Raw genomic sequence first — 13,503 nt, 5'->3', positions numbered from 1 at the left:
GCTGGACCGGTCGTCGCGGACACGACGCACAGCGTGAGACGGAACGGCCCCGGGCGACGAACTGTCGCCCGGGGCCGTTCCGTTCGGTGTCGGCGCCTACTCCTCCGCCCCCGCCGCCAGTGCCGTCTGGATGAGGGACGGCTTGCGGCGGACGATGTGGAGGGCTCGGCCCGGGGGGAGGACGCGGGGCTTGACGTTGCCGAAGACGTAGCCCTCGGACGGGGAGCAGGACATCAGGATGCCCGGGGTGTTGACCTCGTCCAGGCGGCGCAGGAACTGGTCGTTCAGGCCGCGGCCGGCGCCGGTGGCGGAGCGGGCTACGACCACGTGCAGGCCCAACTCGTGGCCCAGGGCGAGGTGTTCGAAGAGAGGGGAGAACGGGTGGTCCATGACCGTGCCGCCGCCGACCATGTCGTAGTCGTCGACGAGGACGAACAGGCGGGGGCCCGTCCACCAGTCGGCCTGGCGCATGCGGGCTGGGGTGATCTCCTGGCCGGGGACGCGGGTGCGCAGGGCCTTCGCCGAGCCGCCGACCAGTTGTTTGAGGGCTTCCAGGGCCACCGCGTGGCCCAGGCGGTACTCCTCGGGGACCGCGTCGACCAGGCCGCGGCGGTAGTCCACGACCAGGATGCGGGCCTCGGCGGGGGTGTAGCGGGCCACGACGGAGTCCGCGACCAGCCGTAGGAGGTTGGTCTTGCCGCTCTCCGAGTCGCCGACCGCGACCAGGTGCGGGGTGCGGGAGAAGTCGTGCCAGACCGTGCCGAGGGTCTCCTCGTCCTGGCCGAGCGCGAGCTTGAGGCTGACGCCGTCGCCGAGTTCGGGCTCGGGGAGTTCGGCCGCGGGCAGGCGGTGCGGGAGCATCCGGACCTGGGGGGCGCGTGGGCCGTGCCAGGCGGAGGCGATGCGGTCGACCAGGTCCGCGACGCCCTCGCTGAGGCTCTCGTGGTCGGTGGAACCGTCGCCTCGGGGCAGCGCCGAGAGGAAGTGGAGTTTCGTCTCGACGGTCAGGCCGCGGCCCGGGATCTGGGGCACCGCGCTCGCCTTGCGGATGTCCACGACGGAGTCCATCGTGTCGCCGAGCCGGAGTTCGAGCCGGGTCGCGGACTGGTCGCGGACCGGGGCGGTGAGTTCCAGCCAGCGGGCGGTCGCGACGATGAGGTGGATGCCGTAGTTGAGGCCGCTGGTGGCGATCTGGTTGAACGTGGGGATGAACTGGTCGAAGTTCTGCCGGACCGCCGACCAGCCGTCGATCACCAGGAAGATGTCGCCGTGCGGTTCGTCGGGGAACTCCCCGGCCGCGCGACGGCGCCGGTACGTGGACATCGAGTCGATGCCGTTGTCGAGGAAGAACTGCTCGCGCTGGGTGAGGACGGCGGTGACCTCGGCGACCGTACGGCTGATCCGCTCGGTGTCGAGGCGGGCCGCGACCCCGCCGACATGCGGCAGACCGGTCAGCTGGGAGAGCGTGCCGCCGCCGAAGTCGAGGCAGTAGAACTGGACTTCGCGCGGGGTGTGGGTCAGCGCGAGCGCAAAGATGAGGCTGCGCAGGACGGTGGACTTACCGCTCTGCGAACCGCCCGCGACGGCGACATGGCCGCCCGCCCCGGCGAGGTCCACCACGAGCGGATCACGGCGCTGGTCGAACGGCTTGTCGACCAGGCCGACCGGGACCCGCAGCTTCCCGGCGCCGACCCAGCGGGACGCGCTCAGACCGCGGTCCGGGTCCTCGGCGAGACCACCGAGCAGGACGTCCAGCGGGGACGCGGTGTCCAGCGGCGGCAGCCACACCCGGTGGGCGGGCGGCCCGGAGTCGCGCAGCCGGTCCAGCGCCACCGCCAGCAGGCTCTCGGTGGCCTCCTCCGCCTCGGGCTCCGGCGCCGCGATCGCGGCCGGTGCCGGAGCGCGCGGCACGATGTACCCGGTCGACCAGGGCACCACCTGCGTGGCGACCCGGGCCTGCGCGACCGCACCGCCGCGCCTGCGGTACGGGCCGGAGACGTAGGCGGCACGGAAGCGGGTGAGCGCCTCGATGCCGCTCTTGAGGTAGCCGCTGCCGGGCTGGGACGGCAGTTCGTACGCGTCGGGGACGCCGAGGACACCCCGGGACTCCATCGCGGAGAAGGTGCGCAGACCGATCCGGTACGACAGGTGCGACTCCAACTGGTGCATCCTGCCCTCGTCCAGGCGCTGCGAGGCGAGCAGCAGATGCACGCCCAGCGACCGGCCGAGGCGGCCGATCATCACGAACAGCTCCATGAACTCCCGGTGCGAGGCGAGGAGTTCGCTGAACTCGTCGACGACGACGAACAGGCTGGGCAGCGGAGCGAGATCGGCGCCGCCGGCCCGCGCCTTCTCGTACTCCAGCGCCGAGGTGTAGTTGCCCGCCGACCTCAACAGCTCCTGGCGGCGGATGAGTTCACCGTGCAGCGCGTCCTGCATGCGCTCCACCAGGGCGGCCTCGTCGGCGAGGTTGGTGATGACGGCGGAGGTGTGCGGGAGTTCGTCCAGACCGAGGAAGGTCGCACCGCCCTTGAAGTCCACCAGGACGAAGTTCAGGGTCTCGGAGGAGTTGGTGAGCGCGAGACCGAGGACCAGGGTGCGCAGCAGCTCGGACTTGCCGGAACCGGTGGCGCCGATGAGCATGCCGTGCGGGCCCATGCCGCCCTGCGCGGACTCCTTGATGTCCAGCTCCACGGGCCGGCCGTCCGCGCCGACGGCGACCGGGACGCGCAGCCGGGCGGAGCCGGTGTGCCGCCGCCAGATCGTGTCGGGGTCCAGCCGGTGCAGGTCGGCGATGCCGAGCAGCGTGGTCAACTCCGTGTCGTTCGACAGCGGTTCGACCGCGTCGGAGGAGAGCGTCATCCGGTACGGCGCGATCAGCCGGGCCAGCGCCTCGGCGGCGACCGGGCCGAGCCGGTCGGGGCGGCCCAGGACGGTGGACTGTTCCTTGCGGCTGCGGTCGGTGCGGACCAGGGCGACCGCGTCCGGAGAGACGTCGAGGCGCAGGGTGGTGCGGCCGGGGCGCCAGGTGAGGCTGTCGGAGAGGTCGACGACGACGGCGTTGCGGTAGCCGGGGCCGTCGAAGCGGTGGCCCGCCGGGATGCTCGCGCCGTCCACGATGACGACCACCAGCGGCTCGTCACGGCCGGGCACGGCGTCGGGGTCGAACGCGGGCCGCTCGGAGAACTCGCTGCCGAGCTGGTCCTCCAGATCGGTGAAGGCGGAGGCCACCATGCGCAACGGGCCCGCGCCGTCGGTCTCCTGAGGGTGCTGGTTGTGCGGCAGCCACTTCACCCACTCCCACTCGGCGCGCACCTCGTCAGCGGCGCAGACCGCGATCCACAGCTCCTCCGGCGGGTGGAACAGGGCCAGTTGGGCCAGCGCGGCGCGCAGCATCCCGCGGGCGGCGTCGTGGTCGCCGTGCACCAACACCCGTGACCAGGACCGCAGATACAGCGCGATCGGCTGGCCGGGAACGGTGCTGTAGGCGCGGATGAACCGGCGCAGCGCGTGCGCGCACAGCGGTTCCAGGTCCTCGACGGGCTTGCTGGACACGGGAGTCAGCCGCATCGCGAGCTGCTGGTCGCCGACCGCTATCCGCACCTCGCCGAAGTCGTCGTCCTTGACCCGCCGCTCCCACAGCCGCGTGGTGCGAACCATGGTGCGCAGCACCCGGGGCTCGGGATGCCGCCAGGCCAGCGCGAGCTGCTGCTCGATCACGGCACGCTGCACCGTACGTCGACTTTGCGCCAAGTACCGCAGATAGTCACGGCGTTCGCCGCGCAGCCGCTGCTTGCGGTCGCCGGCCTTGCGCATCACCTGGCCGATCATCATCGCGCCGGCGGCCATCACCATCATGCCGAGCGCGATGTACATGAAGATGCCGCTGGACTGGCCGCCCGACCGCATGAACATCATCATCATCGAGACCGACATCATGGCCATCGGCAGATACGTCCACACCGCGGACGTGTCCGGGACGGTCTCCATGAGGGTCGGCGGTTCCTGGAGGACCAACTCGCCTGCGGGCATGTCGGGTCCACGACGGCGGGCAGGACGACGGAACAGGACCACGCTCAACGCTTGGGGCTCCTAACGGACTTCGCGCACCGCGGCGGCATGTGGGGGCATGCACCGAATTCCGGCCTCGGCACTGGCACGGTGGAGGACGCTGTCAACACCGTTGGTGGGGGCTCCCGTTGACACGAGTCGTAGGGAGTGTCAGTAGTGTGCACCCCGTCAACTCTGTACGTCCATGTCACCCCCCGCTACACCGGCACCCTGTTTCCCTTGTTCCCCCCACCTCCGCACGCCGCGCCGCGTGCCCCCGTTTCGATGTCCCAGGAGACGTGAGCCCCGGTATGACCGACACTTCCGTGACCGGCCTGTGCCATCTGACCGTGCGGGCCCCGGCCCGCACCATCGACCTCGCCGTGCCGTCCGACGTGCCCGTCGCCGACCTGCTGCCCACCGTGCTGCGGTACGCGGGGGAGGAGGCCGAGGAGACCGGTCTCGAACACGACGGCTGGGTGCTCCAGCGCCTCGGCGGCCGGCCGCTCGACGACGAGGCGACCCTCGCCTCGCTCGGGCTGACCGACGGTGAGGCGCTCCATCTCCGGCCGCGCACCGAGGCGTTGCCCGAGGTACGCCTCGACGACCTGGTCGACGGCATCGCCGCGGTCACCCGGGACCGGCTGCACGGCTGGAGCCCCGAGGCGGCCCGGCGCCTGCTGCGCGGCCTGCTCGCGGTGGCCGTACTGGCCGGTCTTGTCCTGCTGGCGCTGCCGGGCGCCCCGGCGTCGCTGCGCGCGGCCACCGCCGTAGGCACCGGTCTGCTGCTGCTGGCCGGGGCCGCGTCGGCGAGCCGGGCGGTGGACGATCCGGCGACCGGCGTGATCCTGGGCCTGCTCGCGTCCCCGGCGCTGGCGCTCGCGGGCTGGCTGGTGCCGGGCGGTGAGCTGAGCGGTCCGCAGGCCCACCAGGTGCTGGGGGCACGGCTGTTGGGGGCGGCGGCGGCCTGGGCGGGCGGCGCGGTCCTCGCCCTCGCGGCCTCCGCGGCCCGTACCCCGCTGTTCCTGGCCTCGGCGCTGGTGGCGCTCGCGGCGGCGGTGGGCGGGGTGCTGATGACGGTGTTCGACGTGCGGGTGGCGGGCGCGGCCGGCGTGGTCGCGGCGCTCACGGTGCTGCTGGGCGGGCTGGTGCCCGCGCTGTCGTTCAAGTTCGCCGGGATGCGCATGCCCGCGCTGCCCACCAACGCCGAACAGCTCCAGGAGGGCATCGAGCCCTACCGGGGCAACGACGTCGCCGTACGCACCGAGCTGGCCGGCGAGTGGATGACCGCGCTCTACGGCGCGACGGGCGTGCTCTCGTCGGCCTGCCTGGTGGCCCTCGCCCGCCGTCCGAGCCTCCCCGCGCTGCTGGTCGCGCTGGTCCTGTCCCTGCTGCTGCTCCTGCACGGCCGGGGCCTGGTGAACACCGCGCAACGGCTGGTGCTGGTGCTGCCGGGCGCGTGGGGTCTGCTGCTGCTGGCGTTCGGCTGGGGGCTGCGGCTGTCCGGCACCGAGCGGATCCTGCTGGTGGGCGGGCTGCTCGCGGTCGGGGCGACACTCACGGTCGCGGTGTGGACCGTACCGGGACGCCGCATGGTCCCGTACTGGGGCCGCGCGGCGGAGATCCTGCACTCCCTGCTGGCGATCGCCCTCCTGCCGCTCACCCTGTGGCTGCTGGGCGTCTTCGGCACCCTGCGCGGCCTGTTCGGCTGACCACGTGCCGGTCCTACGGACGAGAAGCGGGTGAACTGGCTCCCGCCACGGGTCGGTTGGCGACCATCGGTCGCGGACCGGGACGGGAGCCGGAAGCGGAACGCTGGTGTACTCGCCCCCGCCGGTCCGCGACGAGGGTCGGGTGAACCGGCCGCCGCCGCAGGCTGGTTGGGAACTGTCGGTCCGGGCCGGTCCGGGCGCCGCCGGTCCGCGGGCAGGGTCCGGGCCCGCAGAGCGAGACGGGGGCCGGAAGCGGAGTGTGGGCGGATTTGCCTGCCGGTCCGCGACGTGGGTCGGGTGAACTGGCCGTGGTTTCGGGTCGGTTCGGGAACCGTTGGTCCGCGGGCGGGGTCCGGGCCGTGGACCGGGACGGGAGTTGGATGCGGAGTGTGGGTGGATTTGCCTGCCGGTCCGCGACAAGGACCGGGCGAACTGGCCGCCGTTTCGGGCCGGTTCGGGAACCGCCGGTCCGTGAGCGTGGGTCGGGTACGTCGAACGAGAGCGGGAAGCGGACGCGGTGTCACGGGCCGATCGGTCCGTCGGTCCGTGAGCAGGGTCCGGGCACAGCCGGACGAACTAGAAGCCGAACGACCAGCCGGGAGGAAAGCGTGCGGTCGAAGCGCGACCAGGTGCAAGCGCACACGTTCATGATGGGCCGCCTGACCTCGGGCATGCTGCTGGCCGACCCGGACGCACCGGAGAGCCCACTGGGCCGCACCAGCCGGGGCGCCCTCGTCGGTGTGATCGTCGGTGTGCTGTTCTGCGGCGGGGCGCTGGTGTTCGGGCTGCTCAAGCCGGGCGGCAACGACGCGTGGCGCAGCGGCGACACCCTGATCGTCAACAAGGACACCGGCGCCCGCTACCTGTACGCCGACGGCAGACTGCGCCCGGTGCGCAACTACGCGTCGGCCGTGCTGATCGGCGGCGCCGACCTGAAGACCACGTCGGTCGGCTCGAAGTCGCTCGCGGGCACCCCGGTCGGCCGGCCGGTCGGCATCACCGGCGCCCCCGACTCCGTGCCGGGCACCGGTGACCTGGAGTCCTCGCCGTGGGAGGTCTGCTCGACCGGCTCCGGCAGCCAGACGACCCTGGTGCCGGGAGCCCCGGTGGAGACGGACCCGGTCGGCGCGAAGTCGGCGCTGGTGGTCAAGGGCCCTGACAAACACACCTACTTGGTGTGGCAGGGCAGCCGCCTTGAGTTGGACGAGGCCTCGGGCGCCGCGGAGTCCCTCGGCTACGCGCCCGTGACCCCCCGCCCGGTGTCCGCGGCCTTCCTCGACGCCCTGGTGACCGGCCCCGACCTGGCCACCCCGAAGGTCGACGGCCGCGGCACGACCGGCCCCGAACTCGGCGGCCGGGCCACCCGGATCGGCCAGGTGTTCCGCGTGGTCGCGGGCTCCGGCAACCAGGAGTACCTCCTTCAGAAGGACGGCCTGCACCCGGTCACGGACACCCAGTCGGCGCTGCTGCTCGGCGATCCGGACACCCGCAAGAAGGCCTACGACGGAGGGGCGCCGAACGTCGTCACCATCGACGTGTCCGACCTGCGCGCCCACCAGGCACCGGGATCGGCGGGCACCGACCCGTCGGTCGCCGGGCTGCCGGACACTCCGCCGAGCGCACTGGCGCTGGCGGCGGGGGAGTCGGTGTGCGCCCAGGTCGACCCGGCCGACGGACAGGTGCGGGTGACCTCGGTACGGGTCGCGGAGACCGCCCTGTACCCGGCGGCACAGGCGGACCCGACGGCGCTGACCGCGGCCTGCGTGACGGTGGACCGGGTGGTGACCCGGCCCGGACACGGCACGCTGGTACGGGCGTTGGGCGCGGCCGGTGAGACCGTCGGCGACACCACGTTCCTGGTCGGCGACGACGGCGTGAAGTACCGCATCCCGGACGCCGGCGCGCTCGCCGCCCTCGGCTACGGCGGGGCCACGCCGGTGAAGGTGCCGTCCACGCTGCTGTCGATGCTGCCGACCGGACCCGAACTCAGCGCCAGGGCGGCCTCGTCGGACTCCGGCTCGGTGGGCGGGGGCATGGGCGGAGCGGCGGCGCAGTGCGGCACGGGCGCGGGTGCCGGTGCCGGTGGACGCTCCGGCATCGAGGCCGGCCTGCCCGCGATCGCCGGACAGGCCCCGGCGGGCGGCTCCCTCAACTCGGCGGCGGGCGCCGGGAACTGACGGATTCACGCCGATGGAGATCGTGTTCACGCCAAACTGGATTCATTCCAGAACCGCCGACCACGGAACCGCGTGTTCCGGTCAAGTTGCTTACCGGTAAAAGCCTTTGAGCGGAAGCGGTCGGCAACCTCAGATCTTCCTCAGTTCGTTGTCAGCGCAACTTCCGTCAATCTAGGCTCAGTTGCACTCGTACCTCAGATCGACTTACGAAAGGTGGGACGATGGCTGGAGATGGCCAGCAGTCAAGCGAAGGTTCGACCCGGAACGGAATCCAGGCCCTGGAGAGCGCTTTCAGCGGCATCGTGAAGATCCGTCAGGACGTCGACAGCACCCGTTCCACCCTGGGCAGCGGCTACCAGGGCAGCGACGGCGGCCAGTACGGCCAGCTCCTCGCGCAGTGGGACGGCCAGTGCAACGTCATCCTCAAGAACCTTGAGGACGTCATCGACCGGCTGAACCAGAGCCTCGTGGAACACAACAAGACCCAGGGTTCCTCGAACGACTCCATCAACCAGGCGTACAACGCGTCGCAGTCGGCCTTCGACCAGCTCGCCGGCTGACCGACGCCCGCTTCCCCGTGACCTCGCGGTCACGTCCGATCCCCACATCGCGTAAGAGAGGCAAGCTGTGGCAGACAACCTGTCCGACGGTGTCATCTACGTCAGCTACAACCACATGTCGAACGCCGCGGACGACATGGTGGCGCAGACCAAGGCGATCGCCCAGACGCTCTCCAGCCTTGAGCAGGAACTCGGCGAGCTGTCCAAGACGTGGTACGGAAACGACGCCGACACCTACCGCCAGAAGCAGGCGGCCTGGGACGGCGCGGTGCAGAACATGGAGACGCTGCTCACCTCGCACTCGCAGCTCCTCAACGAGATCTCCAGCAGCTACAAGTACAGCGAGAACTCGCTCAGCCAGATGTGGTCCGAGGTCACCATCGGCCGCTGAGCCGGCCGGCCCCCACCGCACCGACCGGTCACCTCGCGGTCGGTGCGGTCGTCCAGGCTCCTTCCCGTTCCGTCGCCGCGCCGTACGCCAGGGCCGGCGCGTTCCGCCCGCGGAGGCATCCATGGCAGATCTGACCCATCTCGACTCGACCGCGTTGAAGAACTTCAAGAACAACGACGTCGCCGACTTCATCAGCGATCTGCTGGCCATCCGCAAGGACAACGCGGGCGTCCGGTCCCTGAAGAACCTGATCGCCGAGACCGGCGCCGGCTCCGCCCAGGGCCTCGCCAAGATCCTGCGCATCGGCCTGATGAACGGCGGCGACAGCTCGGACCCGGTCGGCGGGGCCACGCTCGTCGAGGCGCTCAAGACGCAGGCGACCGGCCTGGACAAGATCCTCACCGGTCAGAAGACGCTCTTCGACGACATCGACGACGCGCTGGACGAGACGATCACCACCCTGCTCAAGACGCAGGGCGACAGTCTCGACTCGATCGACGGCGAGAAGCTGCTGGACATCTTCGACACCGTCGACGGCGACATGAGCGGCAGCGACTCGAAGACCTCCTGAGGCCGGAGCGCGGCCCGCCTGCTCCCGCCGAGCACCGGGCCCCGCACCCTGGACCCCCCCCACCCAGTCCCCCTCCTCCTCCTTCGCAGCGGAGTCCGCCCCATGGCCGAAACCACCACCGGGACCGCCAACTACGACCCGGACGACTACTTCGCCCAGGCCGTCACCGACTTCACCGGCTACACGCTCCCGGCCCGGTCCACGCTGTTCGACAAGCTGAGCAGCTCGTCCAGCGACGGCTTCGCCAACCTCAAGCTGTTCCGGATGGACATCCAGGGCATGAGCATGAGGTCGGTGACCGCGGCCGACTACTCGGCGATCGGCGGCTGGCAGGTCAACAAGGGCGAGGACTACGACCTGGCCTTCTACGACGCCGGCGGGGACGGCGCGCACAACAGCGTGTCGATGAAGAAGGCCCGGATCGTGATGATCGGCGTCACCGTCGACGGGAACGGCCGCGCCACGCTCTGGAGCGGCGGCGAGGTGACCGGCGGCGGTGCGTTCGAGGGCTCGTACTCACACGTCCAGTGGGACTCGGGGCCGATGGCGCAGTACATCTCGGGCAGCAAGCTGGTCCTCGACCACATCCTGGCCTCGCCGTACTCGACGCAGGGCTTCGAGTACAGCGGACTGTCCGTCATCGACGCCAACGCCGTCGACATGCTCTCCTTCGAGACCACCGGACAGTCCTTCGACCGGGTGGTGCAGTTCTTCAAGGACCACTCGGACATCGTCAACAAGTGGATGACCTCGCTCGGCGAGGACCAGGCGGCCTGGAAGGGCAAGGCGGCCAGCCTCTTCTGGCATCTGCTGAACGAGCTGAAGACCAACTACGACGGCTACGTCTCCCAGTTGGGCGGCCGTGACTACACGGCGACCAACACCACCCTCGGCGGCACCGTCCCGAAGTCGAAGCTGAGCGACGCGCTGGCCGCGGCCCAACTGGCCCTGAAGGACGCGATCACCAACCTTCAGGCCGCGTGGACCGACTGGGCGTCGGACGGCCAGCACGACCCGCACTACCACGCGAAGAAGATCCTCGACGAGATCAGTCAGTGGGTCATCAACAACAACATCAACCACGTGCTGACGAAGTCGAGTACCACCAGCAGCCAGTACGGAACCTCCACCTCCACCACCTACTCCACCGACGCCGGGTTCAAGCAGAGCGTCCCCGAGTACGGCGACCTGACCCAGCACACCACCTGGCAGAAGGTCGCCGACGCCGCCGTCAAGAGCTGGTCGGACCACGCGGACTCCAAGCTCAAGCAGCCGTCCATCGACGCGCTCAGCGCCGTGAAGAACGCCTGGGCGGACGTCGAGGACGCCTTCGCCAACGAGGTCACGAACAAGAACAACGAGACGCTCTCCGAGGTCCTCCAGAAGGAGGAGAACGAGATCGCCGAGGACGAGGCGAAGGAGAACAACGACAAGCTCAACGAGAACCTGAACAACCTCGGGAACAACGTCAACAACCTCGGCGACAACCTCAACAACCTCAACGACAACGTGAACGACAACCTCAACAACCTGGGGGACAACCTCAACAACCTGAACGACGGCCTGAACGACAACCTGAACAACATCGGCGACGGCCTCAACAACCTCGGCACGAACCTCAACACCAACCTGAACGACAGCCTCAACAACATCGGCGACGGCCTGAATTCGAGCCTCAACAACCTGAACGACGATCTCGGCAACAGCCTGAACAACGTCGGCAGCGGGCTCGACGACCTCAACAACCTCGGCAACGACAGCCTGCTGAACAACGACGGTACGAACGGCAACGACCCGAGCAACCTCGCCAACGCCGCGCTGAACACCCTCGGCCCTTCGCTCCTGAACTCCGGCAACGACTCCACCAAGGACGGCTCGACCACGCTCAACTCCCCGACCGGGGGCACCACTCAGCTCAACGGCGACGGCAGCCTCACCACGACGTTCCCGGACGGCTCCACCCAGACCATCGACCCGTCGACCGGCCTGGTCACCACCACCAACCCGGACGGCACCACCTCGGTCTCCCAACTCAACCCGGGCAGCACCATCACCAACCCGGACGGCTCGACCACCACGCTCAACGACGACGGCACGCTCACCACCAAGTTCCCGGACGGCACGAGCCAGACCCTCAACCCGGACACCGGCCAGGTCACCACCACGAACCCGGACGGCACCGTCAGCACGTCGACGCTCAACCCGACCGACGGCTCCTTCACCACCCCGGACGGTTCGACGGCCCAGCTCAACTCCGACGGCACGCTGACCACGAAGTTCCCGGACGGCTCCACCGAGACGCTCAACCCGGACACGGGCCAGGTCACCGTCACCGACCCCTCGGGGCACGTCACCACCTCGCATCTCAACCCGGGCGACTCCTTCACCAACCCGGACGGCTCGACCACCACGCTGAACGACAACGGCACGCTGACCACGAAGTTCCCGGACGGCTCCACCCAGACCCTCAATCCGGACACGGGCCAGCTCACCACCACCGACCCGTCGGGCCACACGACCACCACCGACATCGACGGCACCGACCTCCCCTCGTCCTCGATCGACACCAGCGGCCTCAACGGCAACGGCATCGACACCAGCGGCATCGACACGAGCGGGCTGAACAACGGCAGCAGCCTCGACACGAGCGGCCTGAACACGAGCGGCCTCAACAGCGGTGGCCTCAGCAGCGGCAGCCTCAACACGACCGGTGGCGGCCTGGATTCGGGCCTCGACGGCGGCTACGACGACTACGACAGCACCCCCTACACCGGCGGCGCGCTGCGCTCCGACGCCCTCGACACCGCCGCGCTCGACGCCTCCACCCCGGCCCAGGCGTCGAGCGGCACCCCGCTCAACCCGATGGGCATGGGCGGCATGGGCGGCGGCGGTATGGGCGGTATGGGCGGCGGCGGAGGCGGCGGACAGGGCGGCACCAGCGAGCGCACCCGGGCCGTCCTCACCGACCCGTCCAACGGCGCCACCCGGCGCGGCCGGACCAACCGGGCGGCGAACGTGGACGAGGACGAGGACGTCGTGTACACCCGGCCCACCACGTCCAGCGCCCCCTACCCGGTGGGCGGGCCCGGCGGCAACGGCGCCGGACAGAACGGCCGTTCCACCGAGAGCGGCGACCGCGCCCGCGACGCGTGGCTCACCGAGGACGAGGACGTCTGGGGCACCGACGAGGGCGGTTCACCGGCGGTGATCGGCCGATGAACAGCGAGTCGATCGAGCAGCGGCTGGCCAAGGCGGTCGCCGAACTGGAGGCCACCGAGGCCGCGGTGGCCCGCGCCGAGGGCGAACTCGCCCATGCCGAGAGCACGGTGCGCTCCGCGGACCGCGCGGTCGAGGTGACCGTCTCCGCGCAGGGCGACCTGCGCGCGCTGACCTTCCTGGACGACAAGTACCGCACGATGCCCGCCGGTCAGCTCGCCGCGAGCGTGCTGGAGGCGGTGCAGGAGGCGCGGGCGCGGATGGCCCGGCACGTCATGGCCACCTTCGAGCCCTTCACCAAGGCCAACCCCGAGGCACCCGAGATCACCGGCTTCGACGTGGACTGGAACAAGATCTTCGGGCCCGGTGTCCTGGAGGGCCCCAAGGGCGGCCGACGGCGCGGGGCCGGCCGGCTCCGCGACGAGATCAGCGAAGACCCGGAGGACTGAGAAGACGATGTCGTCGAACGCCTACTCCGCCAGCCCGCCCGCGCTCGTCGCCGGCACCCGGCAGATCGAGCAGATCAGCCGGCTGGCCAATGAGATGATCAACGAGTTCATCACGGACGTGTCGTCCACCTCCGGCTGGCCCGGACACGACGACAGCTACGCCGAGCAGATGCTGCCGCAGGAGAAGGAACAACGGGAGGGCTCCATCAAGACCGGCTCGTCCCTCTCCGAGGCGATCGTCAGCATCGGCGACGGCACCCTCACCAACCTCAAGAGCGTGCTGGGCACCCAGAACGGCGTACTGGGCGCCATCCACGACTCCGACATCAACACGGGCGACACCGATGGTGGTTCGCACGGCGGAAAGCACTGACGCA

General features: G+C 70.4%; 9 protein-coding genes. 8 read left to right on the top strand and 1 reads right to left on the bottom strand.

The annotated features are described in order from the left end of the window. Positions 1–96: 96 nt before the first annotated feature. Positions 97–4,032 carry a type VII secretion protein EccCa gene (gene eccCa, locus OG194_RS10970; protein ID WP_327400680.1) on the bottom strand — a complete coding sequence of 1,312 codons (3,936 nt, stop codon included), beginning with the start codon at positions 4,030–4,032 and terminating at the stop codon, positions 97–99. Positions 4,033–4,361: 329 nt separating this feature from the next. Here eccCa and eccD point away from each other — a divergent pair, with 329 nt between their 5' ends. The 8 genes from eccD to OG194_RS10930 all read left to right on the top strand — a co-directional run bounded on the left by eccD (position 4,362) and on the right by OG194_RS10930 (position 13,499). Then, positions 4,362–5,762 (top strand): type VII secretion integral membrane protein EccD, encoded by a 1,401-nt coding sequence (eccD, locus tag OG194_RS10965; RefSeq protein ID WP_327400679.1) that lies wholly within the window; start codon positions 4,362–4,364, stop codon positions 5,760–5,762. 608 nt (positions 5,763–6,370) lie between these two features. Next, positions 6,371–7,939: a type VII secretion protein EccB gene (eccB, locus tag OG194_RS10960; protein ID WP_327400678.1), complete on the top strand. Its 1,569-nt coding sequence runs from the start codon at positions 6,371–6,373 to the stop codon at positions 7,937–7,939. Positions 7,940–8,160: 221 nt separating this feature from the next. Beyond that, positions 8,161–8,499, top strand: a complete 339-nt coding sequence (locus OG194_RS10955; RefSeq protein WP_019065061.1) for a hypothetical protein — start codon at positions 8,161–8,163, stop codon at positions 8,497–8,499. 67 nt (positions 8,500–8,566) lie between these two features. Then, complete coding sequence (locus OG194_RS10950) at positions 8,567–8,890, top strand: WXG100 family type VII secretion target (protein ID WP_019065060.1); 324 nt, start codon at positions 8,567–8,569, stop codon at positions 8,888–8,890. Positions 8,891–9,011: 121 nt separating this feature from the next. Next, complete coding sequence (locus OG194_RS10945; RefSeq protein ID WP_327400677.1) at positions 9,012–9,461, top strand: type VII secretion system-associated protein; 450 nt, start codon at positions 9,012–9,014, stop codon at positions 9,459–9,461. A 102-nt stretch (positions 9,462–9,563) separates the two neighbouring features. Then, positions 9,564–12,680, top strand: a complete 3,117-nt coding sequence (locus OG194_RS10940) for an AAWKG family protein (protein ID WP_327400676.1) — start codon at positions 9,564–9,566, stop codon at positions 12,678–12,680. Beyond that, positions 12,677–13,126: a YbaB/EbfC family nucleoid-associated protein gene (locus OG194_RS10935; RefSeq protein ID WP_327400675.1), complete on the top strand. Its 450-nt coding sequence runs from the start codon at positions 12,677–12,679 to the stop codon at positions 13,124–13,126. The genes OG194_RS10940 and OG194_RS10935 overlap by 4 nt, the downstream gene beginning before the upstream one ends. 7 nt (positions 13,127–13,133) lie before the next feature. Next, positions 13,134–13,499: a hypothetical protein gene (locus OG194_RS10930; protein ID WP_327400674.1), complete on the top strand. Its 366-nt coding sequence runs from the start codon at positions 13,134–13,136 to the stop codon at positions 13,497–13,499. Positions 13,500–13,503: the final 4 nt, after the last annotated feature.

Origin of the sequence: Streptomyces sp. NBC_01288, assembly GCF_035982055.1 — a bacterium.
In the GTDB taxonomy this organism is placed as follows: domain Bacteria; phylum Actinomycetota; class Actinomycetes; order Streptomycetales; family Streptomycetaceae; genus Streptomyces.
This window is presented reverse-complemented; position numbering and strand designations above follow the sequence as displayed.

Coding starts and splice junctions, on each gene's coding strand:
- OG194_RS10945 (WP_327400677.1), top strand. CDS start 9,012: ATGGCAGATCTGACCCATCTCGACTCGACCGCGTTGAAGAACTTCAAG.
- OG194_RS10930 (WP_327400674.1), top strand. CDS start 13,134: ATGTCGTCGAACGCCTACTCCGCCAGCCCGCCCGCGCTCGTCGCCGGC.
- OG194_RS10935 (WP_327400675.1), top strand. CDS start 12,677: ATGAACAGCGAGTCGATCGAGCAGCGGCTGGCCAAGGCGGTCGCCGAA.
- eccCa (WP_327400680.1), bottom strand. CDS start 4,032: ATGCCCGCAGGCGAGTTGGTCCTCCAGGAACCGCCGACCCTCATGGAG.
- OG194_RS10940 (WP_327400676.1), top strand. CDS start 9,564: ATGGCCGAAACCACCACCGGGACCGCCAACTACGACCCGGACGACTAC.
- OG194_RS10955 (WP_019065061.1), top strand. CDS start 8,161: ATGGCTGGAGATGGCCAGCAGTCAAGCGAAGGTTCGACCCGGAACGGA.
- eccD (WP_327400679.1), top strand. CDS start 4,362: ATGACCGACACTTCCGTGACCGGCCTGTGCCATCTGACCGTGCGGGCC.